We start from the raw sequence: 24,020 nt of genomic DNA, 5'->3' as shown, positions 1-24,020 counted from the left end.
AAAACCACCTGTTTGAAACGATTTTTCGGCTGAAGCGGCCTATACTTTCCACCATTGTATATCTGCGGGAGGAAACCATGGCGCAGGTCGCACTCAAAACCGTCGTCAGGTCCGCTGCCAGGAATGCGCCGGACGATACCGTCGACTGGAAGCGCGTCGCCTATCTCTTGCATCTGTCGCGCGCGCTGGACGAGATGGAGGAAACCCGTCTCGTGCCGGAAAAGAAGGTGCTCTACCAGTTTTCCGCGCGCGGCCACGACATGGCGCAGATCATGCTCGGCTGCCTGCTGACCGACCGGCATGACGCGACCTGCGGCTATTACCGCTCCCGCCCGCTGCTGCTTTCGCTCGGCGTCGATCCCGCGGATGCGCTCGGTTCCGCCATGGGCCGGGCCGGCGGCTATTCCGACGGGCGCGACATCGGCGTCGTCTTCAACCATCCGAACCGCGACGGCGCCTCCGCCCTGCCGATGTGCGGCGGCGTCGGGGCGCAGTATACGCCGACGGCCGGCTGGGCACAGGCGGTGAAATATTATGCCGAGACGCTGGGCAAGACGGACTACGAACGGAGCATCGCCGTGGTGCTCGGCGGCGACGGCTCGGTCGCCTCGAACGGCTTCTGGTCGGCGCTGACCATCGCCACCACGCAGACCCTGCCGATGCTGTTCTACATCGAGGACAACGGCTACGGCATCTCCGTTCCCTCGACGATCCAGACGCCCGGCGGCAATATCGCGGCCAACCTTTCCGGCTGGCAGAACCTGACGATCTTCGAGGGCGACGGCACCGATCCGGCCGCTGCCGCCCGGCTGACCGCCGCTGCGGTCGAGCATGTGCGCGAGGCGCGCGCGCCGGCGCTGCTGCGCCTTACCGTGCCGCGCCTTCAGGGCCACAGTTTCCAGGATACGCAGGCCTACAAGAGCGAGGCGGTCGTGCGCAGCGAATGGGCGCGGGACCCGCTGCCGCGCCTGAAGGACTATGTCGTGCCGGCCGTGCTCAGCGAGGCGGAATGGGTGGCGGCCGATGCGGATGCAAGAAAGGCGGCGGAAACCGCGCGCATTGCTGCCGAGGCCCGCCCGGCCGCCGTTCCCGAGACGGTGACGCGGCATGTCTTCTTCGAGGGCGAGGTGCAGGTGATGGGCGGGCAGGTGTGCCATGGCTACACGCCGCCGCAAACCACCACGGTGGCGGCATCTGAAGGCCAGCGCATCAACATGGTCACCGCCATCCGCCGCACGCTCGACCACGAGCTTTCGATCAACGAGCGCGTCGTGCTGTTCGGCGAGGATATCGGCCTCAAGGGGGGCGTGCATGCGGTCACGCTCGGCCTCCAGGAAAAGTTCGGCCGCGCGCGGGTGTTCGATACGTCGCTCTCGGAGGAAGGCATTGTCGGCCGGGCGGTGGGCATGGCGCTGGCGGGGCTGATGCCGGTGCCGGAGATCCAGTTCCGCAAATATGCCGAGCCCGCCACCGAGCAGATCAACGATTGCGGCACGATCCGCTGGCGCACCAACAACCGCTTTGCCGCGCCGATGGTGCTGCGCATGCCCGGCGGCTATTTCAAATGCGGCGACCCCTGGCACAGCCAGACGAACGAGGTGGCCTTCGTGCACCAGCCCGGCTGGAAGGTGGCCGTCCCCTCCAATGCCGCCGATGCGGTCGGGCTGCTGCGCACCGGCCTTCGCGGCAACGATCCGGTGATCTTCTTCGAGCACCGCGCCATGCTGGATCATGCCTGGGCGCGGCGGCCCTATCCGGGCGACGATTTCGCGTTGCCCTTCGGCAAGGCGAGTTTCACGCGCCGCGGCGAGGCGATCACGCTTGTCACCTGGGGCGCCATGGTGCATCGCTGCGAGGACGCGGCGGAGGGTGTTTCCGCCGATGTCATCGACCTGCGCACCCTGATGCCTTGGGACAGGGAGGCGGTGCTGTCCTCCGTCCGGCGCACGCGCCGCTGCCTCATCGTGCACGAGGATCTCGGCACCGCCGGCTTCGGCGCGGAGATCGCCGCCGTCGTTGCCGACGAGGCCTTCATGGATCTCGATGCGCCCGTCTCGCGGCTGACGATGCCCGACATTCCGAGCCCGCACAATCCGGTCCTGCTCGACTGGGCGGTGCCCTCGGCGGGGCGGATCCGGGCCAAGATCGATGCCCTGCTGGAGTTCTGAACGATGGCGGGGGTGATGATCGACGTTCTCGCGCCTGTCGAGCAGGAGGGCACCAAGGCGGTCGTGCGCAACTGGCTGAAGGCGGTGGGCGAGAGGGTGGCGCCCGACGATCCGCTCGTGGAGCTCGAAACCGACAAGGTGACGCAGGAGATCCCCGCCCCCGTCGCCGGCATCCTTAGCGAGATCCTGATGCAGGGCGGCGAAAAGGCCGAACCCGGCGCCGTGCTCGGCCGGATCCGGCAGGAAGAGGCTGCAGCCTCCGAGCCCGTTGTCGCTGCCGCCCGGCCGGAACCCAGGAGGATGCCGGCGGCCGCGGCCCATTATTCACCGGCCGTGCGGCGTGCGGCGGAGGAATACGGCATCGACCCCGCGACGGTAGACGGCTCCGGCAAGGGCGGGCGGGTGACGCGGGCCGACATGGATGCCGCGCACGAGGCGGCGCGCGGGGCGCGGCCTTCGCCGGAGCCCGTCACGCCATCCAGGCCGGAGACGACGCCTGTCGAAGGAGGCTCGCGGGCGATCCGGCATTCGCCGATGCGGCTTGCCATCGCCGAGCACATGCAGATGTCCGTCTCCACCACGCCGCATGTCACGGCGGTGTTCGAGGCGGATTTCACCGCCGTCATGCGGCACCGCGAGATGAACCGGCAGGCCTTTGCCGCGTCCGGCGTGCCGCTCTCCTACACGGCCTACATCGTCTCGGCCTGCGTGGCGGCGATGAAGGCGGTGCCGGAGGTCAACAGCCGCTGGTTCGATGACCGCCTTGAGGTGTTCGACGACGTCAATATCGGCATCGGCACGGCGCTCGGCAATGACGGGCTGGTGGTGCCCGTCATCCGCGCGGCGCAGGACCTTTCGCTTTCAGGCATCGCGGCGCGCTTGCAGGACCTCACGGCCCGCGCCCGGGCGAAGACGCTGACGCCGGCCGACATGCGCGGCGGCACCTTCACCATCTCCAACCACGGTGTCTCCGGCTCGCTTCTCGCCACGCCCATCATCATCAACCAGCCGCAATCGGCGATCCTCGGCGTCGGCAAGCTGGAAAAGCGCGTGGTGGTGCGCGAGGTCGACGGCATCGATACGATCCAGATCCGGCCCATGGCCTATGTCTCGCTGACCATCGACCACCGCGCGCTCGACGGCCACCAGACCAATACATGGCTCACCCGCTTCGTCGCGGCGCTGGAAGGCTGGCCGCAATGAATGTTTCCGGCGACTATGACGTGCTGGTGATCGGCGGCGGTCCCGGCGGCTATGCCTGTGCGATCCGCGCTGCGCAACTCGGCCTGAAGGCGGCCTGCGTCGAGGCGCGGCCGACGCTCGGCGGCACCTGCCTCAATGTCGGCTGCATTCCCTCCAAGACGCTGCTGCATGCGACGCATCTGCTGGAGCTCGCCCGCGATGGCCATATGGCCGGCTTCGGCATCGACACCGGGCCGGTCTCCATCGACCTCGCACGGCTGATGGCGCGCAAGGAGGCGACCGTCGCCTCGCTGGCGGGCGGCATCGATTTCCTGTTCCGCAAGAACGGCGTCGCCCGCCTGCCGGGGCGCGCGCGCCTTGCCGGGCCGGGGCGCGTCGATATCGACGGCAGGATGTTCGCCGCGTCGGCGATCGTCATTGCCACGGGCTCGCTGCCGGCGGCGCTGGCCGGCGTGCCGGCGGACAACGAAGCCGGGGTCGTGGTCGATTCGTCCGGCGCGCTGTCCCTCCCCCGCATACCCGAACGGCTCGCCGTCATCGGCGGCGGGGTGATCGGCCTTGAGCTGGGCTCGGTCTGGCGGCGTCTTGGCGCTCAAGTGACGATCGTGGAAGTGGCCGACGGCATCCTGCCCGGCATGGATGCCGATATCCGCGCGACGATGACGCAGCTCCTGGCGCGCCAGGGCATGACGATCCTCGCCTCGACCGCCGTTGCCAGTGCCGATATCCGCGAGGACGGCGCCACCCTGCAGCTGAAGGGGGCGGACGGCAAGGCGTCGGCGCTGGCGGCCGACGTCGTGCTGGTCGCCACGGGGCGGCGGCCGAACACGGGCGATCTCGGGCTGGAGACGGTCGGCATCACCCCGGATGCGGGCGGTTTCATACCGGTCGATGCGTGTGGGCGGACGGGAGCGGACGGGATCCACGCGATCGGCGACGTGACGCGCGGGCCCATGCTGGCCCACCGGGCGGAGGACGAGGGCATCGCCGTTGCCGAGCGGCTCGCCGGCCGGCCCGGCATGGTCAATCCCGCCATCGTCCCGGTGGTCGTCTACACCGATCCGGAGGTGGCTTCCGTCGGCCGGACCGAGCAGATGCTGACGGCGGAGGGGATCGCCTATCACGCCTCGACCTTCCCGATGAGCGCCAACAGCCGGGCGAAGGCGAGCGGCGGCACGGAGGGGTTCGTCAAGCTGCTGGCAGAGGAGGCGAGCGGCGTCGTGCTCGGCGCCCATATGGTCGGGACGATGGCCGGCACGATGATCGCCGAGGTCGCCCAGGCGATGGAGTTCGGCGCGACGGCGGAGGATATCGCCTATACCTGCCACGCCCACCCGACGCACAGCGAGGCGGTCAAGGAGGCCGCCCTCGGCTTTTTCGGAGCGGCCATTCATCGTTGAGCGACGGCGCGGTCCTTGCCGAAAGCGTGCGGCGGCACGGCGAAATTTTCGGGAGGCGATCGCCTTGGTTCGTGATACCGTACGGTCCGCCGACGGGATCGTCGCGTGAAAATCAATCTATACAATCTCTATAGAATGTGATCTTTTTGACCGGTTAAGCCTGTGCGCCCTGAAACGCCAATCCGCGAGGAGCAGACGACATGGGTATGATTTCATCAGCGCTCGACCGTCCGTCGCGAACCGCCGCCGTCATCGGCAGCGAAGACGAGGCGTTGACCGTTGCCGGCACGATTGCCGGCATTTTCGCGAACGGGGATGCGGCGCAGACAGCGCAGGCCCGTCTCGATCTCCTCTCCCGTTCCGGCCTGTTCGGCATCTCCGTGCCGACCGAGCACGGCGGCATCGACGTTTCCAACACCGTGCTCGCGGATGTCTGTGCCGCCGCCGCCGCGCAGTCGACAACGCTGGCCGATATCCTGGCCGCCCATTTCGTGGCGCTGGAGCAGCTGCGCAGCTACGGCACGGACGGCCACCGCTCCGTGGTGTTTTCCGCCGCCCTTGCCGGTGCCCGGCTCTGCCGGGCGACAGCCCGGCGCAACGGGCAGGATGCCGACGCCCTGCCGCTTGCCGCAAGCGGCCTTGCCTGGCGTCTGAGCGGCGAAGCGCTCTGTACGCCCTGCACCCGCCATGCGGACTGGCTGCTCGTGCCGGCGCGTAGCGACGGCGGCCGGATGGCGGGCGTCCTGCTGGCGACGCGCATCGAGGGCCTGCACTATGTCGCCAACAGTTGCGAGCCGGTGGACAGGGCCGCCCCCTCCGCCGAGCACGTTCTCTTCAAGGACGTTGCCGTCGATGCGGACGCGGTGCTGCATCCGCCCGTCGAGGCGGCGGTGCCGCAGTCGCTCGAGCTTCTTCTCGAAGCCGCCCGGCAGCTCGGCGGCGGCCGGCGTGCATTCGAGCGCCGGCTGGCCTCAGACCACGACGATACCCGCGATATCGGGCTGCTGTCCGCCCGTCTCGCCGCCGCGCAGGCCATGATGGCCGAAGCCGGTCGCGCCATCGACGCGGCCCAGATCGGCCTTGCGGACCAGCACCGGACGAACGCCTTCCTCGCCGCCACCGCCGCCCTCGCCGTGGCGCACGAGGCCGCGGGCCATGTGCGCATGGCGGCGGACCGGAACGCGCAGCCGGCAGACTTGCCGCCGTCTCTGGCCGCCGCCCTGCGGGAAAGCGGCAGGCTGCGGCGCCAGGGGCATCCGCATCCGCCGGAGCAGGAAGGCTGAGGCACGTTGCGGAACGGCGTGCGGCGGTTTTGCAGCAGCCCCTCCGTGTGCTCGCGGCTCCCCATGAATCGCGAGACGTCCATCGCCTATGGAGGGAAAGCGCTGCCCCATCCCCTTCTCCCCTGCGAGGAGAAGGTGCCGGCAGGCGGATGAAGGGGGGGCTGAAGGCGCAACCGAACCGTCCGAGCCACCCCCTCATCCGACCCTTCGGGCCACCTTCTCCCCGCGGGGGAGAAGGAAGGAGCGGCAAAGTTGAATTCCATATGCGATTGCCCTCACGGATCGAGGGACGTCGCCCGCGCGATGCGAAAGGCTACCGTTTCGGTATCGTCTGAATGGGCGCCCGATGGCTTGGCACGATCTGGCGGAAGGTTCACCGTCGATGCGAGCGCCGCGAGGAAAAAGTTCCCCGCCCTGCCGCTGCAGCCCGGTCCGGTCGAGGGCGGTGAAAGCGCGCGGTTTATCCGACGCGCTTTTCCAGCTCTTCCTCTTCGATCATCGCGCTGGCACCGGGCACGGCGACGAACTGTTCGAGGGTCATCGTGTCGAGGATGGCGGCGATGGCGTCGCGCACGTCGGTCATGGCGCGGCGGACCTGACAGGCTTCCGGATCGGCGCAGTCCTCGCAGGCTTCATAGGCCGTGCGGCTCGCGCAACGGATCGGCGCCAAGGGACCGTCGAGCACGCGGATGGCGTGGCCGATGCGGATCTCCGACGCGGGATGCGAGAGCGAATAGCCGCCGCCCGGCCCCTTCTTGGAGCGAAGCATGCCGGCATTGCGCAGTTCCAGGAGGATCGTGTCGAGGAACTTCTTCGGAATGTTGTTGCGAAGCGCGATCTCGCTGACGAAAGCGGTTTGGCCAGGCGCCAGCCGGGCCAGGTCCACCAGGGCCTTCAGTCCATATTTTCCCTTTTTCGTCAGCATGTCGGCCTGCTTTCCATCAGCATATGTGCATCACCGGATATGCCCGGCTGCGCGAACGCGCATCGCGTCCCGCTCGGTTTCCGTCCGTCGTCCTCGGGAAGATCGATCGGTTCACCCATGACGGGTGATTCTGGCTCATTCTTGGCACCGAAGTGCGAAAAACATATAAAAACAATGTAATTTATTTATCAGCGTTACGGCAAGGAAATTGGGTATTTTTGCCAAGCGCTTATGCGGTTTTTCCGCCCGGGCGTGCCCATTTGGCACCATTTTTTGCTTCGATGGGCCTTTTCTGCCCGTCCTTCGTTTTGCGGAGCCTTGCGCTGACTTTCGGCGGGCATGCGACTCGTTTCAATCACACTGCCGGAAAACGCAAAACCAATCGCAAAGACGCCGCCAAATTGAGGCGAATATTTCTCTACTAAATTTATTGAATATATAGCCTTGAATCATCGGCCCGCGGCAGATCCCGGGCGACGGATTTTTGAGGAGAGACCCATGAGCACGACCCGCAGAACCCTGCTTGCCGCGACGGCCGCCCTTGCCCTTGCCGCATCCTTCACCACCGCTTTTGCCGAGGAGGTGACGCTGAACATCGGCTACCAGCCGATCGTAGAGCCCTCCCGCGTGCCGCAGGCCGACGGCACCTACGAGAAGGTGACGGGCGCCAAGATCAACTGGCAGAAATTCGACGGCGGCGCCGACGTGATCGCCGCCATCGCGTCGGGCTCGCTGGATATCGGCTATGTCGGCTCCTCGCCGCTGGCCGCCGCCTCCAGCCGCGAGCTGCCGATCGAGACGATCTTCGTCGTCGGCCTCATCAGCGAGGCCGAGGCGCTTGCCGTGAAATCCATCGAGAAGCCGGAGGATCTTGCCGGCAAGAAGATTGCGACGCCTTTCGTCTCCACCGCGCATTACAGCCTGCTGACGGCGCTGAAGCACTGGAAGGTCGATCCCAAGTCGGTGGAAATCCTCAACCTGCGTCCGCCGGAAATCGCGGCCGCCTGGGAGCGCGGCGACATCGACGGCGCCTATGTCTGGGATCCGGTGCTGGCGCAGCTGAAGAAGAGCGGCACGGTGCTCGCCACCTCGGCGGACGTCGCCGAATGGGGCGGCCCGACCTTCGACGCCTGGATCGTCAGCAAGACATTCGCCGAGGCGCATCCGGATGTCGTGACGGCCTTCGTGAAGGTGACGGGCGATGCGACGGCGGCCTATCGCGCCAATCCCGAGGACTGGAACGCCGCCTCGCCGGAAGCCGAGAAGATCGCGCGCCTGACCGGGGCCAAGCAGGACGAGGTGCCGGCGCTCCTCAAGGGCTACATCTTCCCGACGCTGGAAGAGCAGGCCGGCGAGGCGCTGCTCGGCGGCGGCACGGTGAAGGCGGTGGCCGATACGTCGGCCTTCCTGCTGGAGCAGGGCAAGATCCCGGCCGCGCTCTCCGACTACACGCCCTACGTCTCCACCCGCTGGGTGACGGACGCGACGAAGCTCGCCTACTGATCGGGCGAAACAATCCTGCGGCGGAAGGGCCCGGCAGCGTGATCCGCGCTGTCGGGCCATTGCCCGCCAGAGCAATTCCAGCAGAAGTGCGAAGCGGTTTTGCACCCGGAATTGCGGAAAAACAAAAGGTTGGAGTGTTTTCGCGCTTCGGGAAGCGGAACGTTCCAAGTGGCTCCACGCTCCTGGAGGTTTCATGAGCACGCTGACATTCCGCAATGTTTCGCTGCGTTATCCGCCGAGGGCGGGCCGCGCCGGCGCCGGCGAAAAACTGGTCCTCGACGGCATCAACCTGCAGGTCGCCTCGCACGAGCTGGTCGCCGTCATCGGGCGCTCCGGCTCCGGCAAGACGAGCCTGCTCAATCTCGCCGCCGGTTTCCTGGAACCGACCGCCGGCACCATTACCGTGGACGGCGTGCCCGTCGACGGGCCGAGCGCCGACCGCGCGGTCGTCTTCCAGGACGATGCGCTCTATCCCTGGCTCGACGCCAGGGACAATATCGCCCTTCCCTTCAAGCTGAAGGGCGTGCCGCTTGCCGAGCGCCGCGCGCGGGCGGAGCAGCTTCTCGCCCGCGTCGGCCTTGCGGATGCCGGCGACCGGCGCATCTGGGAGCTCTCCGGCGGCATGCGCCAGCGGGTCGGCATTGCGCGGGCGCTGGCCGCCGAACCGCGTTTCCTGTTGCTCGACGAGCCGCTCGGCGCGCTCGACGCCCTCACCCGCACGCGCATGCAGGAGTTCCTGCTGCGCATCAAGGCGGAAAGCGGGGCGGGCGCGCTGCTCATCACGCACAGCATCGAGGAGGCGCTGCTGCTCGGCACGCGCATCGTCGTGCTGTCGCCCAATCCGGGCCGCCTGACCGCCGAGATCGAGGCGGACTTCAATGCCGAAGTGTTGAACGGCGCCTCGGTCGCCGCCGTGAAGGCCTCGCCGATCTTCAAGCGCATGCATGCCGGCCTGACCGGCCTTATCCACGCCTCCGCGGAAGAGGAGATCGCCGCATGACACTTTCGACCGACATCGAGACCCTGCCGCAGGTGGCGGAAAAGGGGGAGGCGGAACGCCCGCTGAAAGCGCGGCCGCTGCCGGTCGCCGTCATCTCGGCCATCACCATCGGCGTGATCATCGCCGCCTGGGGGCTCGCCTCCGCCTATGCCCTCGTCTCGCCGGTCTTCCTGCCCTCGCCGCGCCAGGTCGTGCTCGCCCTCTACAATCTCGTCGTCACGGGCTTCGTCGATGCGACGCTGGCCGAGCATGTCGGCGCCAGCCTCTATCGCATCTTCGGCGCCCTCATCGCCTCCATCCTCATCGGCATTCCTGCCGGCATCGCCATCGGCACAAGCCGTCTCGGCCGCGGCATTCTCGACCCGATCGTGGAATTCCTGCGGCCGCTGCCGCCCCTCGCCTACCTGCCGCTGATCATCATCTGGGTCGGCATCGGCGAAGCCTCGAAGATCACGGTGATCGCGCTTTCCATGCTGCCCTCGATCATCCTGTCGACCTCAGCCGGCGTGCGCGGGGTCTCGAAGGACCATGTCAATGCCGCCCGTTCGCTCGGGGCGAGCCGGCGGCAGGTGCTGCGCGAGGTGGTGCTGCCGAGCGCCGTGCCGTCGATCCTCACCGGCGTGCGCATCGCGCTCGGCGCGGGCTGGACGACGCTGGTGGCGGCCGAACTGGTGGCCGCGACGAGCGGCATCGGCTTCATGATCCAGTCGGCGGCGCAGTTCCTCGTTACCGACATCGTGATCGCCGGCATCGTCGTCATCGCGCTGATCGCCATCCTGCTGGAATATGTCGCCCGGCAGATCGAGCGGCGCCTGGTGCCCTGGGCGGCGCATCGTTGAGGGATCGGGCGAGGCACGAAATCGAGACGGCCGCTTCGTGATTTGGAAGGGGTGCCGCCGGTTTGGTGACATGCATCGCCCCATCCGCCAATCGTCATCCTCGGGCTTGACCCGAGGATCCACGCGTCACGGTACATGTTGAGTTTGTGGCATGGCTCCTCGGGTCAAGCCCGAGGATGACGGAGGAGGACTTGGCCGCCCTCTGGCCTCATCCGCGATGATCGAGACGGGCCGTCAGGCGGTCGCCCAGCCACTGGATGCCGCAGACGAGCACGATCAGCACGGCGACCACAGCCACCATCACCGAGGTCTCGAAGCGCTGGTAGCCGTAGCGGATGGCCAGGTCGCCGAGGCCGCCCGCGCCGATGGCGCCGGCCATGGCGGAGGCGCCGATCAGCGTGACGAGCGTGACGGTGAAGCCCGCGACGATGCCGGGCAGCGCTTCGGGGATCAGCACCTCGCGCACGATGGTCCAGCGGTTGCCGCCCATCGCCCGCACCGCCTCGATCAGGCCGCGATCGACTTCACGCAGGGAAACCTCGGCGATGCGCGCATAGTAGGGCGTCGCGGCGATGGCGAGCGGCACGATGGCCGCCCAGGTGCCGATCGACGTGCCGACGATAAAACGCGTGACCGGAATGAGCGCCACCAGCAGGATGATGAAGGGCACGGAACGGAAACCGTTGATGACGGCGCCCAGCACACGGTTGATCCAGAGGTTTTCCGCAATGCCGCCGCGCGCGGTGGCGACCAGCGCAAGGCCGAGCGGCAGGCCGAAGACGAGCGAGATGACGCCGGAGGCGGCCGTCATGACGACGGTTTCCCACAGCGAGCGGACGAGAAGTTCAAGCATGACCGGCGACATGGCCGAGGACCTCCACCTGCGCGCCGAAGCGCTCTGCCAGGGTTGTGAAACGCGCGGCGGCCTCGGCCGGCACGGCGATGAAGAAACGGCCGACCGCCTGTTCCTGGATATGGTCGACGCCGCCATGGACCAGCCGGTAGCCATCCGGAAGTTCGGCGGAAAGCTGCTGGAAGAGCGGGCCGGTGGCCGCGGGGCCGGCAATGTCGACGCCAAGGATGGCCTCGCCTGTTACGTCCGCGACAAGCTTACGGGTGATATGGGTGGGCAGCTGCGGGCGAATGCCGCTGAGCAGGCTCTTCGTCGTCTGCGCCTGCGGCATCGCGAAGACCTGCCAGACCGGCCCCTCCTCGACGATGCGGCCGGCATCGAGCACCGTCACGCGGTCGGCGATGGAGCGCACCACCTCCATCTCGTGGGTGATGAGCAGGATGGTGAGACCGAGCTTGCGGTTGATGTCCTTCAGCAGCGTGAGGATCGCGCGGGTCGTTTCCGGGTCGAGGGCCGAGGTCGCCTCGTCGGAAAGCAGCAGCGCCGGGCTTGCGGCGAGCGCCCGGGCAATGCCGACGCGCTGCTTCTGGCCGCCGGATAGCTCCGACGGATAGGCCTTCGCCTTGCCCTTGAGGCCGACGAGGTCGATGAGTTCGGCCGCGCGCGCCAGACGCTTCGCCTTCGTCCAGCCCTCGATCTTCAGCGGCAGGGCGACATTCTCCTCGACGGTCTTGGCCGAGAGCAGGTTGAAATGCTGGAAGATCATGCCGATGCGGCGGCGCAGCGGCTGCAGCTCGGCCTCGCCAAGGCCGGTGATCTCGCGGCCTTCGATCGCGATGCTGCCGCTGTCCGGCCGTTCGAGGCCGTTGAGGCAGCGGATGAGCGTCGACTTGCCCGCGCCGCTGCGGCCGATGATGCCGAGGATCTCGCCGCGGCGCACCGTGAGCGAAACGCCGTCCAGCGCCGCGGTCGCGCCGAAGCGGCGGCGCACGTCGGCAAGACGGACGACATCGTCTTCCCGCGCGGCGGCCTCGGCCAGCTGTCTTGTCACATGGGTGTTCATTTGCGGTTCCATTCCGGAAACGGCGAGACAGCCCGCGGCGGCCGGAGGCGCATCGCGAGCTGTCTTGCTGGTTGGATGGCGGCCTTAGTAGGCGCTGATGCCCGTGCCCTTGTAGACCCGGTCGAACTCCGCCTTCACGACATCGTTCTGGTAGGCTTCGACCAGCGGCTTGACCCAGGGCTCGTCCTTCGATTCCTCGCGCACGGCGATGAAGTTGCGGTACGGGTTATCGTCGACCGGCTCCTGCGCGATGCGGTTTTCCGGGGTGAGACCGCTCTTCAGCGCCCAGTCGGTGTTGACGATCGCCGCGTCGAGGTCATCGACCGAGCGACCGACGATGCCGGCATCGAGTTCCTTGATCTCGAGGTTCTTCGGGTTTTCGGCGATGTCGGCGATCGTGGCGAGGATGCCGGTGCCGTCCTTCAGCTTGATCAGGCCTTCGTTCTGGAGAACGCGCAGCGCCCGGCCCTCGTTGGACGGGTCGTTCGGCACGCCGATGGCGGCGCCGTCCGGAAGGTCGGCGACCTTGGCGTGCTTCTTGGAGTAGAGGCCGATCGGCCAGACGGCCGTGTAGCCGACCGGAACGATCTTGTAGCCGTGCTGCTGGACCTGGTTTTCCAGATAGGGAAGATGCTGGAAGGCGTTGGCATCGATCTCGCCGCGGGCAAGCGCCTCGTTCGGCTGGGTATAGTCGTTGAAGACGACCGCCTCGATGGTGAGGCCCTTCTTGGCGGCTTCCGCGATCACGACGCGCCAGACATCCTCGTCCTCGCCGGAGATGATGCCGACCTTCAGCTCCTTCTTGTCCTCGGCAAGGCCGGGTGCGGGAAGCGAGAAGGTGGAGACGGCGGCGGCTGCCACCGCAAGGGCCGCAAGGGCGGCGCGGCGGGTGAAGAGAGTGCTTGCGAGAAGTTTCTTGTTGGTTTTCGACATGCTGGCCTGCTTTCGCGATTGGGAGGATCGGCTGCGAAACATCGCTGTTTCTGCCCGTAAAATCGCAAATGCCGCTTTTGTGGACAACGAATGGCGGTTTGTTGGGCAGGCGGAAACGGAAATTTTCGCTCCGGGAAATCGAGGCGAGGCGGAAAATATTTTCTACTGAAATTGTGAACTATGCCGGATGCCCAACGCAGCCTAGAAGGTCGGCGGCGTGTTGATCCAGATCAGCACGGTTTCGCCGTCGTGGCGGTTGCGCCAGGCGTGGCGGCGGCAGCTTTCGAAATAGAGGCTGTCACCGGGACCTAGATCGTGGAATTCGTGGCCGTCGAGGACCATTTCGATGCGGCCGGAGAGGACGTGGACGAATTCCTCGCCCTCATGCTTGTAGGCGCCGTCGGAGGAGGCGCCGGGCGCGAGCACGAAGCGGTGGCAGTCCATCATGTTGCGCCCGTCGGCCAGCACCTGGATGGTGACGCCGGGAGAGGTCTCGGGCCAGAACTTCCACTCCCCTGCCCGCACGACCGAACGGTTTTCCTGTTCCTCCTCGCCGGAAAGTTTCGAGACGGTCGTGCCGTAATAGTCGGCAAGGTCGTGCAGCACGCGAAAGGTCACGCCCTGCGAGGTGCGCTCGAAGGTGGAGAGCACCGACGTCGCGACGCCGATATCGCCCGCCACCTGGTCGAGCGTCTTGCCGGCGGCATGGCGCAGGCTCCGCAGCTTGCGCCCGACGCCCTGGTGCGCCTCGCCCTCGGAGGACGGAGTATCGTTGGCGGGTTCCTCTGCCTCGAGCGCCTCGCGGATGGCGGCCGGGTTGAGGCCGCGCTCGGTCCTGTACCAGGCAATGCGCTTCAGCCGCGCGACGTCGTCGGCGCTGTACTGGCGATGGCCGGTTTCGGAGCGCCCCGGAACGACGAGGCCCTGCGTTTCCCAAAGCCTGAGCGTGGAGGCCGAAACGCCGGCAAGCCGCGCGGCCTCCGCCACCTTGTAGTGCACCGGTTCTTGCGAACCCATCGCGCCAATCCCTGATTCTGTGTAGTGTTCTCTATAGCATTCCGACGACGGTGGCCGGCTCGAAAAACCGTCGCGTCGCCGCCGTAAAATGCCCGTTGCATTCTTGCAGAAAAAATGTAGGAATTCCACTTGAGACTTGCAGAAAAAATGCAAGTTAATGCGGTTCCGGCAAAGTGCGAGCGTCCGGAACTGCGTGAAAGCTCCATTATCAGAAGCCTCCAGATTCAGGATAGCGCCATGACCGCAACGCCCCTCACAGACCGCAAGAACGCCGCCATCTCGCGCGGCGTCGGCATGACCACGCAGATCTACGCCGACCGTGCGGAGAATGCGGAGATCTGGGACAAGGAAGGCAATCGCTATATCGACTTTGCCGCCGGCATCGCCGTCGTCAACACCGGCCACCGCCATCCGCGCGTCATCGAGGCCGTCAAGAACCAGCTCGACCGTTTCACCCACACCTGCCACCAGGTCGTGCCCTACGAGAACTATGTCGAGCTCGCCGAGCGCCTGAACGCCATCACCCCCGGCAACTTCGCCAAGAAGACGATCTTCGTCACGACCGGCGCGGAAGCTGTCGAGAACGCCGTGAAGATCGCCCGCGCCGCCACCGGCCGGCAGGCCGTCATCGCCTTTTCCGGCGGCTTCCACGGACGCACCTTCATGGGCATGGCGCTGACCGGCAAGGTCGTGCCCTACAAGGTCGGCTTCGGCGCCATGCCGGGCGACGTCTTCCATGCGCCCTTCCCGGTCGAGATGCACGGCACGACCGTCGAGCAGTCGCTCGGCGTGCTGAAGAAGCTCTTTGCCGCCGATGTCGATCCGAACCGCGTCGCGGCGATCATCGTCGAGCCGGTGCAGGGCGAAGGCGGCTTCTATCCGGTTCCCGTCAATTTCATGAAGGCGCTGCGCGAGATCTGCGACCAGCACGGCATCCTGCTCATCGCCGATGAGGTGCAGACCGGCTTTGCCCGCACCGGCAAGCTGTTCGCCATGGAGCACTACGGCATCGCGGCCGACATCATGACCATGGCCAAGGGCCTCGGCGGCGGCTTCCCGATCGCGGCCGTCACCGGCCGCGCGGAGATCATGGACGCGCCCGGCCCGGGCGGCCTCGGCGGCACCTATGCCGGCAGCCCGATCGGCGTTGCGGCGGCTCATGCCGTTCTCGACGTCATCAAGGACGAGGACCTCTGCAACCGCGCCGAAAACCTCGGTGCCCGCCTCAAGCAGCGCCTCGCCTCGCTGCAGGACAAGGTTCCCGAGATCGTCGACATCCGCGGCCCGGGCTTCATGAACGCCGTCGAGTTCAACGACGTTTCGACGAAGCAGCCGAGCGCCGAGTTCGCCAACAAGGTACGCCTGAAGGCCCTCGAAAAAGGCCTGATCCTCTTGACCTGCGGCGTGCACGGCAATGTCATCCGCTTCCTCGCGCCGATCACCATCCAGGACGAGGTGTTCGCCGAAGCGCTCGACATTCTCGAAAGCGCGATGATCGAAGCCCGCGCCGCCTGACCGGCGTCGCGCAACACCGATACACATCCTCCCAAGGCGACACCCGGAGCTCAGCTCCGGGTGAACGGCCTTCCATGTCCGAAAGGAAGGACACCATGGCTTTCTACGATGCGCTCACCCGGCACCTGAAGTCGACCGAATTCCTGCGCGATGCCGGCTATGTCAACGGCAACTGGATCGGCGGCAACGGCGCCGCGACCTTCGACGTCTTCAACCCGGCCACCGGCGAGAAACTCGCGACGCTGCCGGAAATGGGCGCCGGCGAAACGGCCGCGGCCATCGACGCCGCCCATGCGGCGCAGCAGGCCTGGGCCGCCCGCCCGGCCAAGGACCGCAGCACCCTCCTGCGCAAGTGGAACGACCTGATCGTCGCGAACGCGGACGAGCTGGCCGCGATCCTCACCGCCGAAATGGGCAAGCCGCTGCCGGAAGCCAAGGGCGAAATCCTCTACGCCGCCTCCTATGTCGAATGGTATGCGGAAGAGGCTAAGCGCATCAACGGCGAGACGATCCCCGCCCCGTCGATCGACAAGCGCATGCTGGTCATCAAGCAGCCGGTCGGCGTCGTCGGCACGATCACGCCGTGGAACTTCCCGGCCGCGATGATCGCCCGCAAGGTGGCGCCGGCGCTCGCCGTCGGCTGCACGGTGGTCTCCAAGCCGGCCGAGCAGACGCCGCTTTCCGCCATCGCCCTTGCCGTGCTCGCCGAAAAGGCCGGCCTTCCCGCAGGCGTCTTCAACATCATCCTCGGCACGGACGGCCCGGCGATCGGCAAGGAGCTCTGCTACAATCCGAAGGTCCGGAAAATCTCCTTCACGGGCTCGACGGAGGTCGGCCGCATCCTGATGCGCCAGTGCTCCGACCAGATCAAGAAGGTGAGCCTGGAACTCGGCGGCAATGCGCCCTTCATCGTCTTCGACGACGCGAATATCGACGCGGCCGTGGAAGGGGCCATGGCCTCGAAATATCGCAATGCGGGCCAGACCTGCGTGTGCGCCAACCGTCTCTATGTGCAGTCGAACGTCTATGACGTCTTTGCCGAGAAGCTGGCGAAGAAGGTCGCCGAGCTTTCGGTCGGCGACGGCTTCGACAAGGGCACGACCATCGGCCCGCTGATCGAGGAAGCCGCGATCGACAAGGTCGAGGCGCACATCGCCGATGCCGTCTCCAAGGGCGCCTCGGTGGTGGCCGGCGGCAAGCGCGTCGAGGGCAAGGGCACATTCTTCCAGCCGACCGTGCTGAAGAACGTCGCCCGCGGCATGACGGTCGCCCGCGAGGAGACCTTCGGTCCGGTCGCCCCGCTCTTCCGCTTCGATACCGTCGAGGACGTGATCGAGCAGGCGAACGACACCGAATTCGGCCTTGCCGCCTACTTCTTCGCCGGTGACCTCAAGAAGGTCTGGAAGGTGGCGGAAGCGCTGGAATACGGCATGGTCGGCGTCAATACCGGCCTCATCTCCTCCGAGGCCGCGCCCTTCGGCGGCATCAAGCAGTCCGGTCTCGGCCGCGAGGGCTCCGCCCATGGCGCCGACGATTATCTCGAACTGAAATATGTCTGCATGGGCGACGTCGCCTGATGACACCGGATCGCCCCGCGTCAGCGGGGCGGTCCTCATGCGGTCTCGATATCCGTCTGCGGAAAGTCGTCGCCCTTGTAGAGCAGCGGGACGTCGAACTGTCTTGCGCAGGCATAGGCAAAGCAGTCGCCGAAGTTGAGGCTTGCGGGATGGCGGCCCTTGCCGAAACGTTGATGGACGATGACCGCCAGATCCCCCACGCGTCGATCGATTGGCTCGACCGCGATGGAAAGCAGCGTGAGGAAATCTGTGACGAGCTGAAGCGCGTCGGTCGGCGCTATCTGACGTTCACGGGCCAGCGCGAGGGACGTCTCCCAAACCGCCATGGGTGATGTGTACCGGATGTCTGCCTGTTGAAGCCGCGCCAGAAGTGCATCGGCACCCTCTTCTGAAGCCAGGATCGCAACGAGCGCCGACGCATCGACGAACATCAATTGTCCTCATAGAGACTGTCGATGAAGGCCTTGTCCGCGGGCGGCCCTTTCTTGGGATATTTCGCATCCAGGTCGCGAACGAAGGCCTTGGCCTTCTCGACCAGCGTCGGCTCGCTTTCCGCGCGCTGCAATTCATGCACCAGCGCCTGCCGCACCGCCTCGGTCTTGCTGACCTTGCGCAGCGTGGACAGCCGTTCGGCAAGCCGGACGACCTCCTGGTCCTTGACATAGAGCGGCATGGTATATCCTTCCTCGTTCGAAGGTATATATACCACGCCGGCACCTTGCCTGAAAGATCAGGCCGGCTTCACCGCGTCAGGATGCGCGGCCTGGAAGGCCGGGAGGGCGCGGCAGGTTTCGGCGATGCGCCGCACCCGTTCGAGACCCGACAGGTCGACGCCCCAGCGCTCGGCATTGTAGACCTGCGGGACGAGGCAGAAATCCGCCATGGTGAGCGTGTCGCCATGGCAGAAGGCGCCGGTTGCCGGGGCGTCGAGGAGTTTCTCGACAGCGAGAAGACCCTCGCCGATGAATTTCTTCATCCAGTCGACGCGGGTCTCCTCCCCTCCCCCCGTGAGCGTCATGACATGGCCGATGACACCCGTGTTGCAGACGGCGTGGATTTCCATGGCGATGGCATAGGAGAGCGTGCGCACCCGCTGCCGGCCGAGCGGATCGGCGGGCAGGAAACGCGCCTCGGGGCGCGTTTCGGCGAGGTATTCGATGATCGCCAGCGACTGCGTCAGCGTGTGCCCGTCGATCGACAGCGCCGGCACGAGGCCCTGCGGGTTGCGGGCGCGGTGCTCCGGCGACCGTTGCTGTCCGGCCAGAAGGTCGATGGACTTGCGCCGATAGGCAAGACCGAGGCTTTCCAGCGCGATGCGCACGCGATAGCTGGCGGAGGACCGCCAGTAGTCGTAGAGGATGATCTCGTCCTGCACCGGCTCAGTCCTTCTCGTACCGTTCGACGGTCTGCTCGATCGCGCCGAAGATCGAATGGCCCGCCTTGTCCTTCATCTCGATGCGCACGGTGTCGCCGAACTTCATGAAGGGGGTCTTGGGCGCGCCGGACGTGATCGTCTCGATGGTGCGGATTTCGGCGATGCAGGAATAGCCCGCCCCGCCTTCGGCGACCGGCTTGCCGGGGCCGCCGTCGAGCTTGTTGGAAACGGTGCCGGAACCGATGATCGAGCCGGCGACGAGCGGCCGGGTCCTGGCGGCATGGGCAACGAGCTCGGCGAAATCGAAGGTCATGTCGACGCCGGCATCGGCCCTGCCGAAAGGCTTGCCGTTCAGCGAGACGAGGAGCGGCAGGTGCAGCCGGCCGCCGTCCCAGGCCTCGCCCAGTTCGTCGGGCGTGACCGCGACCGGCGAGAAGGCCGAGGAGGGTTTGGACTGGAAGAAGCCGAATCCCTTGGCGAGCTCGCCCGGGATGAGGCCGCGCAGCGAGACGTCGTTGACGAGCATGACGAGCTTGATCGCCTGCCGCGCCTCCTCGACGCTCGCTCCCATCGGCACGTCGTCAACGATGACGGCGATCTCGCCCTCCATGTCGATGCCGAAGGCTTCGTCCGCCGCAAGGATCGGGTCCCGCGGTCCGAGGAAGCTGTCGGAGCCGCCCTGGTACATCAGCGGATCGGTCCAGAAGCTTTCCGGCATCTCGGCATTGCGCGCCTTGCGCACCAGTTCGACATGGTTGACATAGGCCGAGCCGTCCGCCCACTGGTAGGCGCGCGGCAGCGGCGAGGCGGCGTCGTGCTCGTGGAAGCGGGCGGTCGGCTGCGAGCCGGTCTCAAGCCCCTCGGCGACCCTTTCCAGCCGCGGCGCGACGTGTTCCCAGTCATCCAGCGCATCCTGCAGGGTGCGGGCGATGTGCCCCACTTCCGAGCAGCGCGTCAGGTCGCGCGAGACGACGACCAGACGGCCGTCGCGGGTGGAATTTTTCAGTGTCGCAAGCTTCATGCGTCCTACTCCCGATCTTGTTTCCGGCCGTGCGATCGTGTCATCTACCGGCCGCCTGTCTCCACCCTCGTGCGCCGGTCGTGCCGGCGCATCGCATTTCCGAGGAAATCCCGTCTTGAACCGTACGGTGCTGAATTCCCTGCTGCTGGCCGCCGGCTTCATCGGCGCGACGGCCATCATCCTTTATACGATGGGTCAGCCGCTCATCTGCAAGTGCGGATATGTCAAACTCTGGCATGGCGTGGTGATTTCTTCGGAAAACTCGCAGCATCTGTCCGACTGGTACACGCCGAGCCATATTATCCACGGCATCCTGTTCTTCGGCCTCTTCACGCTGATCCTGAGGAAGGCGAGCCTCAACCTCCGGCTTGCCCTTTCGCTGGTGCTGGAATGCGCCTGGGAGATTCTCGAAAACACCGACATGATCATCAATCGCTATCGCGAATCGACGATCTCGCTCGACTATTTCGGCGACAGCGTGATCAATTCGAGCGCGGACATCCTCGCCATGGTGGTCGGCTTCTTCCTCGCCGCGCGCCTGCCCGTCTGGGCCAGCGTCGCGATCATCATCGTCTTCGAGGCGACAACCACCTGGCTCATCCGCGATGGCCTGGCGCTCAACATCCTGATGCTCGTCTGGCCGCTGGAGGCGGTGAAGGCCTGGCAGGGCGGGTGACGTCATTTGATGCCAGGCGTGCCGTCGAACCTGCGCTCCAGCCCATCCCAGCATTCGAGATAGTTGTCCTGCAGGGTCTCCAGCTCGGCCGCGAATCTCGTGAGCTGCTGGGGAAAGCGCGTCTCGAACATGAAGGCCATGGTGTGGTCGAGCTTCACGGGCTTCAGCTCGCTGTTCGAGGCCTTTTCGAAGCCCGTCGCATCCGGCCCGTGCGGCAGCATCATGTTGTGCAGGCTCATGCCGCCGGGCACGAAGCCCTCTTCCTTGGCGTCGTATTGACCATGGATCAACCCCATGAATTCGCTCATGATATTGCGGTGATACCACGGCGGGCGGAAGGTGTGTTCGGCCACCATCCAGCGCGGCGGGAAGATGACGAAATCGATGTTCGCCGTGCCGGCCTCCTCGGTCGGGGCCGTCAGCACGGTGAAGATCGACGGGTCGGGATGGTCGAAGAGGATCGCGCCGACCGGCGAATAGGTCCTGAGGTCGTATTTGAACGGCGTGTAGTTGCCGTGCCAGGCGACGACGTCGAGCGGGGAATGGCCGATCTCGGTGACATAGAACTTGCCGCACCATTTGACGTTGACCCGGCAGGGCGTCTCCTTGTCCTCGTAGGCGGCGACGGGCGTCTTGAAGTCGCGCGGGTTGGCAAGGCAGTTGGCGCCGATCGGCCCGCGGTCCGGCAGGGTGAATTTCGCGCCGTAGTTCTCGCAGACATAGCCGCGCCAGATGTCGCCCTCGCCGATGCGCGAGACCTTGAACATCATGCCGCGCGGGATGAGGCAGATCTCCAGCGGCTCGACATCCATGATGCCCATCTCGGTGAAGATGCGGACGGCGCCGAGCTGCGGCACGACCAGGAGCTCGCCGTCGGCATTGAAGAAGTAGTCGTCCACCATGTCGGCATTGAACGTATAGGCATGCGCGGCCATGCCGACCTGGGTCAGCACGTCGCCGGCCGTCGTCATGGTGCGGATCCCCTCAAGGAAGTTCTGCGTCTCGGCCGGTGCCGGCAGCGGATTCCAGCGCAGCTGGCCGAGCGGCAGGGAATGGTCGTCTAGGCAGGGCGCCGTCTTCCAGTGCGGGTAGCTGGCATTGGAGAAGCGACGGGTGTGGCGCACGCTCGGGCGGATGCGGTAGAGCCAGGAGCGTTCGTTGGTGCCGCGCGGGGCGGTGAAGGGCGAGCCGGAAAGCTGCTCGGCATAAAGGCCGTATTCGCATTTCTGGGGGCTGTTCTGGCCCTGCGGCAGGGCACCGGGGAGCGCTTCCGTCTCGAAGTCGTTGCCGAAGCCCGGCATGTATTTCAGGCTGTTGGCGGCGTGATCCGGCATGGCTAATCCTCCTCCTGCAAGGCGCTTGTCCTCAAGTGGTTGCAGATGTAACTGTCCATTTTGTAACCATCAAGGCATGCCATGGACTTCAAGCTCGAAACATTCCTGCCCTACCGGCTCAACCTCGCGGCCGAGCTGGTCAGCCAGCGCTTTGCCGCGCAATACCGCGCGCGCTATCGCATGACGCGGCCGGAATGGCGGGCGCTCGCCGCGCTCGGCTCCTACGGGCGCATGACGGCGACGGAGATCGGCGCCAATTCCAGCATGCACAAGACGAAGGTGTCGCGGGCCGTACGGGCGCTGGAGGAAAAGCGCTGGCTGAAGCGCAGCGAGGACCTGGACGACCGCCGGATCGAGCATCTGGAGCTGACGCCGGCGGGACGGCGCATCTATGGCGAGATGGTCGTGCTGGCGCACGACTACGAGCGGGACCTTGTCGGGCTTCTGGGAGCCGGCGGCCTGCGGCAACTGGAGGCGGGCCTTGCGGCCATCGAGGCGAAGCTGGCGGTACCGGCACGCCGCCGCGCGCCAAAGGACTGACGATCCATCAATCCCGTGAAACGATCGGGCAGGATCGATTCATATCTTTCGTTGGACGAGGATTCGCGGCTTCGGCAGACTCCTTCCATGCCGAAGATACCCCCTGCCCTGCTGCCCACCTATCGTTTTCGCCGCATCGATGCAGCGCGCAACATGGCACGCTTCTACATGCTGTCGCTGGAGCCGACGCTTTTCGGGGAAGTCGCGGTGCTGTGTCATTGGGGGCGCATCGGCAGCCGCGGCCGGCAGGCGCTGAGCCTCTATCCCACCCTGGTGGAGGCGGAGACGATGCTTGCCCGGCAGGTCGCGCTTCGGCGCAAGCGGGGCTACGTCGAGGCGTAACCGGCACGGTTCGGCAAAGCAGCACGCAAAAGAATGAACTTTCTTGGGTTTTCCCCAGCCGAATCGAGTGACGCCGATAGCCGGCAAATGGTCAATAGGGTAAAGTCCGGTTTATGTGGTGCCAGCCCCGTCCCGCGGCTGGCGCGTTAACCCTTTTTGCCTTGCCCTCGAATCAGAATCGCGTCTAAATGCGTTTTAAACCTGCAAATGGGTTTGAAATCGCATTTTGAGATTCTCGATATGAATATGGCCGCAACGTTCGGACGGGCAATTTCCGAGGTCGATCAACTGATCATCGGACAGGCGCACGAACTGTCAGACAAGCTGAAGCAGCACCGGCTGGAGATGTTTCCTCCCGTCGCACAGAAGAGCCTGCGCCAGTTCCAGCTGAGCGAGGCCGCCCGGTTCCTGGGCGTCACCAGCGGCTACCTGCGCAATCTCTCGCTGGAATCCAAGGGGCCTTTGCCGCAGGTCACGCCCTCCGGCCGCCGGTCCTATTCGGCCGAGCAGTTGCAGGAGATGCGCGAATATCTGGAGCAGAACGGGCGCGGCGGCCAGCGTTACGTGCCGCGCCGGCGCGGCGGCGAGCACCTTCAGGTCATCGCCGTCGTCAACTTCAAGGGCGGCTCCGGCAAGACGACGACGACGGCGCACCTTGCCCAGCATCTCGCGCTCACCGGGCACCGGGTCCTCGCGGTCGATCTCGACCCGCAGGCGAGCCTTTCTGCGGTGCACGGCTTCCAGCCGGAATTCGACGTCAACGAGAACGAGACGCTCTATGGCGCCATCCGCTACGACGACCAGCGGCGGCCGCTGAAGGAGATCATCCGCAAGACGAACTTCCCGGGGCTCGACATCGTGCCGGGCAATCTCGAGCTCATGGAGTTCGAGCACGATACGCCGCGTGTCCTGGCGCAGGGTGACCGGAGCGACTACGGCCGCATCTTCTTCGCGCGGCTCGACGAGGCGTTGTCGTCCGTGGCCGACGACTATGACGTGGTGGTGATCGACTGCCCGCCGCAGCTCGGCTTCCTGACGATGAGCGCGATCTGCGGCGCGACGGCGGTCCTGATCACGGTGCACCCGCAGATGCTGGACGTCATGTCCATGTGCCAGTTCCTGCAGATGCTGGGCGAGGTACTGAACACGCTGAAGAGCGCGGGCGGCAACATGAACCTCGACTGGCTGCGCTACCTCGTCACCCGCTATGACCCGGCCGACGGGCCGCAGACCCAGATGGTCGCCTTCATGCGCTCGCTGTTCAAGCAGCATGTCCTGACCAATCCGATGGTGCGAAGCGTCGCCATCGCCGATGCGGCGCTGACCAACCAGACGCTCTACGAGGTCGACCGGAGCCAGTTCACGCGTGCCACCTATGACCGAGCGCTCGAATCCCTGGAGGCGGTCAATGCGGAGATCGTCGAACTGATCCACAAGGCATGGGGGCGTTGAC

The 24,020-nt window shown here is 66.0% G+C and carries 24 protein-coding genes; 14 read left to right on the top strand and 10 right to left on the bottom strand.

The window, feature by feature from the left end; genetic code table 11:
* Positions 1 to 77 precede the first annotated feature (77 nt).
* From AABF56_RS26240 to AABF56_RS26225, 4 genes are all read left to right on the top strand, one after another.
* A complete protein-coding gene (locus AABF56_RS26240; protein WP_272808114.1) occupies positions 78 to 2,168 on the top strand; it encodes a transketolase C-terminal domain-containing protein in 2,091 nt (696 codons plus the stop codon).
* A 15-nt stretch (positions 2,169 to 2,183) separates the two neighbouring features.
* Positions 2,184 to 3,371 (top strand): dihydrolipoamide acetyltransferase family protein, encoded by a 1,188-nt coding sequence (locus tag AABF56_RS26235; protein ID WP_272808115.1) that lies wholly within the window; start codon positions 2,184 to 2,186, stop codon positions 3,369 to 3,371.
* Positions 3,368 to 4,771 carry a dihydrolipoyl dehydrogenase gene (gene lpdA / locus AABF56_RS26230; RefSeq protein WP_272808116.1) on the top strand — a complete coding sequence of 468 codons (1,404 nt, stop codon included), beginning with the start codon at positions 3,368 to 3,370 and terminating at the stop codon, positions 4,769 to 4,771. Before AABF56_RS26235 ends, lpdA begins: the two co-directional genes overlap by 4 nt.
* 200 nt (positions 4,772 to 4,971) lie before the next feature.
* Positions 4,972 to 6,054, top strand: coding sequence for an acyl-CoA dehydrogenase family protein (locus tag AABF56_RS26225; RefSeq protein WP_272808117.1), 1,083 nt, complete (start codon positions 4,972 to 4,974; stop codon positions 6,052 to 6,054).
* A gap of 460 nt (positions 6,055 to 6,514) precedes the next feature.
* On the opposite strand, the gene AABF56_RS26220 is transcribed toward AABF56_RS26225, so the two are convergent.
* On the bottom strand, positions 6,515 to 6,979 hold the full coding sequence (locus AABF56_RS26220; RefSeq protein ID WP_244766143.1) for an RrF2 family transcriptional regulator: 465 nt from the start codon (positions 6,977 to 6,979) through the stop codon (positions 6,515 to 6,517).
* A 498-nt stretch (positions 6,980 to 7,477) separates the two neighbouring features.
* On the opposite strand from AABF56_RS26220, the gene tauA reads away from it, so the two are divergent.
* The 3 genes from tauA to AABF56_RS26205 all read left to right on the top strand — a co-directional run bounded on the left by tauA (position 7,478) and on the right by AABF56_RS26205 (position 10,321).
* Positions 7,478 to 8,482: a taurine ABC transporter substrate-binding protein gene (tauA, locus tag AABF56_RS26215; protein ID WP_272808118.1), complete on the top strand. Its 1,005-nt coding sequence runs from the start codon at positions 7,478 to 7,480 to the stop codon at positions 8,480 to 8,482.
* A 193-nt stretch (positions 8,483 to 8,675) separates the two neighbouring features.
* Positions 8,676 to 9,482 carry a taurine ABC transporter ATP-binding protein gene (locus AABF56_RS26210; RefSeq protein ID WP_272808119.1) on the top strand — a complete coding sequence of 269 codons (807 nt, stop codon included), beginning with the start codon at positions 8,676 to 8,678 and terminating at the stop codon, positions 9,480 to 9,482.
* A complete protein-coding gene (locus tag AABF56_RS26205) occupies positions 9,479 to 10,321 on the top strand; it encodes an ABC transporter permease subunit (RefSeq protein WP_272808120.1) in 843 nt (280 codons plus the stop codon). The genes AABF56_RS26210 and AABF56_RS26205 overlap by 4 nt, the downstream gene beginning before the upstream one ends.
* A gap of 208 nt (positions 10,322 to 10,529) precedes the next feature.
* Here the strand turns inward: AABF56_RS26205 and AABF56_RS26200 are convergent, their stop codons facing one another.
* The 3 genes from AABF56_RS26200 to AABF56_RS26190 form a co-directional block, all read right to left on the bottom strand.
* Complete coding sequence (locus AABF56_RS26200; protein WP_064332778.1) at positions 10,530 to 11,186, bottom strand: methionine ABC transporter permease; 657 nt, start codon at positions 11,184 to 11,186, stop codon at positions 10,530 to 10,532.
* A complete protein-coding gene (locus tag AABF56_RS26195) occupies positions 11,167 to 12,237 on the bottom strand; it encodes a methionine ABC transporter ATP-binding protein (RefSeq protein WP_272808121.1) in 1,071 nt (356 codons plus the stop codon). Before AABF56_RS26195 ends, AABF56_RS26200 begins: the two co-directional genes overlap by 20 nt.
* Before the next feature lie 84 nt (positions 12,238 to 12,321).
* Positions 12,322 to 13,170 carry a MetQ/NlpA family ABC transporter substrate-binding protein gene (locus tag AABF56_RS26190; RefSeq protein WP_272808122.1) on the bottom strand — a complete coding sequence of 283 codons (849 nt, stop codon included), beginning with the start codon at positions 13,168 to 13,170 and terminating at the stop codon, positions 12,322 to 12,324.
* Here AABF56_RS26190 and AABF56_RS26185 point away from each other — a divergent pair.
* On the top strand, positions 13,154 to 13,339 hold the full coding sequence (locus AABF56_RS26185; RefSeq protein WP_244766149.1) for a hypothetical protein: 186 nt from the start codon (positions 13,154 to 13,156) through the stop codon (positions 13,337 to 13,339). The genes AABF56_RS26190 and AABF56_RS26185 overlap by 17 nt on opposite strands.
* Positions 13,340 to 13,371: 32 nt before the next feature.
* Here AABF56_RS26185 and AABF56_RS26180 read toward each other — a convergent pair whose 3' ends face one another.
* The gene (locus tag AABF56_RS26180) at positions 13,372 to 14,187 is read right to left on the bottom strand and encodes a MerR family transcriptional regulator (protein WP_244766150.1); all 816 of its coding nucleotides are present in this window, start codon (positions 14,185 to 14,187) and stop codon (positions 13,372 to 13,374) included.
* 237 nt (positions 14,188 to 14,424) lie between these two features.
* Between AABF56_RS26180 and AABF56_RS26175 the strand changes: the two genes are divergently transcribed.
* Entirely contained in the window at positions 14,425 to 15,702 is a 1,278-nt protein-coding gene (locus tag AABF56_RS26175; protein ID WP_272808123.1) for a 4-aminobutyrate--2-oxoglutarate transaminase, read from the top strand.
* Positions 15,703 to 15,797: 95 nt separating this feature from the next.
* A complete protein-coding gene (locus AABF56_RS26170; protein ID WP_272808124.1) occupies positions 15,798 to 17,279 on the top strand; it encodes an NAD-dependent succinate-semialdehyde dehydrogenase in 1,482 nt (493 codons plus the stop codon).
* Positions 17,280 to 17,314: 35 nt separating this feature from the next.
* Here AABF56_RS26170 and AABF56_RS26165 read toward each other — a convergent pair whose 3' ends face one another.
* From AABF56_RS26165 to AABF56_RS26150, 4 genes are read right to left on the bottom strand one after another with little or no spacing between them, the layout of a single operon-like run.
* Positions 17,315 to 17,710 carry a type II toxin-antitoxin system VapC family toxin gene (locus AABF56_RS26165; protein WP_272808125.1) on the bottom strand — a complete coding sequence of 132 codons (396 nt, stop codon included), beginning with the start codon at positions 17,708 to 17,710 and terminating at the stop codon, positions 17,315 to 17,317.
* Complete coding sequence (locus AABF56_RS26160) at positions 17,710 to 17,952, bottom strand: type II toxin-antitoxin system VapB family antitoxin (protein WP_272808126.1); 243 nt, start codon at positions 17,950 to 17,952, stop codon at positions 17,710 to 17,712. Before AABF56_RS26160 ends, AABF56_RS26165 begins: the two co-directional genes overlap by 1 nt.
* A gap of 57 nt (positions 17,953 to 18,009) precedes the next feature.
* The gene (gene maiA, locus AABF56_RS26155; RefSeq protein WP_272808127.1) at positions 18,010 to 18,654 is read right to left on the bottom strand and encodes a maleylacetoacetate isomerase; all 645 of its coding nucleotides are present in this window, start codon (positions 18,652 to 18,654) and stop codon (positions 18,010 to 18,012) included.
* 4 nt (positions 18,655 to 18,658) lie between these two features.
* Complete coding sequence (locus AABF56_RS26150; RefSeq protein ID WP_272808128.1) at positions 18,659 to 19,675, bottom strand: fumarylacetoacetate hydrolase family protein; 1,017 nt, start codon at positions 19,673 to 19,675, stop codon at positions 18,659 to 18,661.
* Between the two features lie 115 nt (positions 19,676 to 19,790).
* On the opposite strand from AABF56_RS26150, the gene AABF56_RS26145 reads away from it, so the two are divergent.
* Entirely contained in the window at positions 19,791 to 20,351 is a 561-nt protein-coding gene (locus AABF56_RS26145) for a DUF2585 domain-containing protein (RefSeq protein WP_338341914.1), read from the top strand.
* 2 nt (positions 20,352 to 20,353) lie between these two features.
* Here the strand turns inward: AABF56_RS26145 and hmgA are convergent, their stop codons facing one another.
* A complete protein-coding gene (hmgA, locus tag AABF56_RS26140) occupies positions 20,354 to 21,685 on the bottom strand; it encodes a homogentisate 1,2-dioxygenase (RefSeq protein WP_272808129.1) in 1,332 nt (443 codons plus the stop codon).
* Positions 21,686 to 21,766: 81 nt separating this feature from the next.
* On the opposite strand from hmgA, the gene AABF56_RS26135 reads away from it, so the two are divergent.
* From AABF56_RS26135 to repA, 3 genes are all read left to right on the top strand, one after another.
* Entirely contained in the window at positions 21,767 to 22,225 is a 459-nt protein-coding gene (locus tag AABF56_RS26135; RefSeq protein WP_272808130.1) for a MarR family winged helix-turn-helix transcriptional regulator, read from the top strand.
* A gap of 87 nt (positions 22,226 to 22,312) precedes the next feature.
* A complete protein-coding gene (locus AABF56_RS26130; RefSeq protein ID WP_272808131.1) occupies positions 22,313 to 22,567 on the top strand; it encodes a WGR domain-containing protein in 255 nt (84 codons plus the stop codon).
* A gap of 246 nt (positions 22,568 to 22,813) precedes the next feature.
* On the top strand, positions 22,814 to 24,019 hold the full coding sequence (gene repA, locus AABF56_RS26125; protein WP_398430787.1) for a plasmid partitioning protein RepA: 1,206 nt from the start codon (positions 22,814 to 22,816) through the stop codon (positions 24,017 to 24,019).
* Position 24,020: the final 1 nt, after the last annotated feature.

The sequence above is a fragment of the Shinella sp. WSC3-e genome (assembly GCF_945994535.1).
GTDB lineage: Bacteria > Pseudomonadota > Alphaproteobacteria > Rhizobiales > Rhizobiaceae > Shinella > Shinella yambaruensis.
This window is presented reverse-complemented; position numbering and strand designations above follow the sequence as displayed.

Excerpts from the sequence above, each read along its gene's own strand:
- AABF56_RS26190 (WP_272808122.1), bottom strand. The coding sequence starts at position 13,170 with ATGTCGAAAACCAACAAGAAACTTCTCGCAAGCACTCTCTTCACCCGC.
- AABF56_RS26160 (WP_272808126.1), bottom strand. The coding sequence starts at position 17,952 with ATGCCGCTCTATGTCAAGGACCAGGAGGTCGTCCGGCTTGCCGAACGG.
- AABF56_RS26150 (WP_272808128.1), bottom strand. The coding sequence starts at position 19,675 with ATGAAGCTTGCGACACTGAAAAATTCCACCCGCGACGGCCGTCTGGTC.
- AABF56_RS26225 (WP_272808117.1), top strand. The coding sequence starts at position 4,972 with ATGGGTATGATTTCATCAGCGCTCGACCGTCCGTCGCGAACCGCCGCC.
- AABF56_RS26220 (WP_244766143.1), bottom strand. The coding sequence starts at position 6,979 with ATGCTGACGAAAAAGGGAAAATATGGACTGAAGGCCCTGGTGGACCTG.
- AABF56_RS26180 (WP_244766150.1), bottom strand. The coding sequence starts at position 14,187 with ATGGGTTCGCAAGAACCGGTGCACTACAAGGTGGCGGAGGCCGCGCGG.
- AABF56_RS26195 (WP_272808121.1), bottom strand. The coding sequence starts at position 12,237 with ATGAACACCCATGTGACAAGACAGCTGGCCGAGGCCGCCGCGCGGGAA.
- lpdA (WP_272808116.1), top strand. The coding sequence starts at position 3,368 with ATGAATGTTTCCGGCGACTATGACGTGCTGGTGATCGGCGGCGGTCCC.
- AABF56_RS26135 (WP_272808130.1), top strand. The coding sequence starts at position 21,767 with ATGGACTTCAAGCTCGAAACATTCCTGCCCTACCGGCTCAACCTCGCG.
- AABF56_RS26170 (WP_272808124.1), top strand. The coding sequence starts at position 15,798 with ATGGCTTTCTACGATGCGCTCACCCGGCACCTGAAGTCGACCGAATTC.
- AABF56_RS26210 (WP_272808119.1), top strand. The coding sequence starts at position 8,676 with ATGAGCACGCTGACATTCCGCAATGTTTCGCTGCGTTATCCGCCGAGG.
- AABF56_RS26240 (WP_272808114.1), top strand. The coding sequence starts at position 78 with ATGGCGCAGGTCGCACTCAAAACCGTCGTCAGGTCCGCTGCCAGGAAT.
- AABF56_RS26200 (WP_064332778.1), bottom strand. The coding sequence starts at position 11,186 with ATGTCGCCGGTCATGCTTGAACTTCTCGTCCGCTCGCTGTGGGAAACC.
- tauA (WP_272808118.1), top strand. The coding sequence starts at position 7,478 with ATGAGCACGACCCGCAGAACCCTGCTTGCCGCGACGGCCGCCCTTGCC.
- repA (WP_398430787.1), top strand. The coding sequence starts at position 22,814 with ATGGCCGCAACGTTCGGACGGGCAATTTCCGAGGTCGATCAACTGATC.
- AABF56_RS26130 (WP_272808131.1), top strand. The coding sequence starts at position 22,313 with ATGCCGAAGATACCCCCTGCCCTGCTGCCCACCTATCGTTTTCGCCGC.
- AABF56_RS26165 (WP_272808125.1), bottom strand. The coding sequence starts at position 17,710 with ATGTTCGTCGATGCGTCGGCGCTCGTTGCGATCCTGGCTTCAGAAGAG.
- hmgA (WP_272808129.1), bottom strand. The coding sequence starts at position 21,685 with ATGCCGGATCACGCCGCCAACAGCCTGAAATACATGCCGGGCTTCGGC.
- AABF56_RS26175 (WP_272808123.1), top strand. The coding sequence starts at position 14,425 with ATGACCGCAACGCCCCTCACAGACCGCAAGAACGCCGCCATCTCGCGC.
- AABF56_RS26235 (WP_272808115.1), top strand. The coding sequence starts at position 2,184 with ATGATCGACGTTCTCGCGCCTGTCGAGCAGGAGGGCACCAAGGCGGTC.
- AABF56_RS26205 (WP_272808120.1), top strand. The coding sequence starts at position 9,479 with ATGACACTTTCGACCGACATCGAGACCCTGCCGCAGGTGGCGGAAAAG.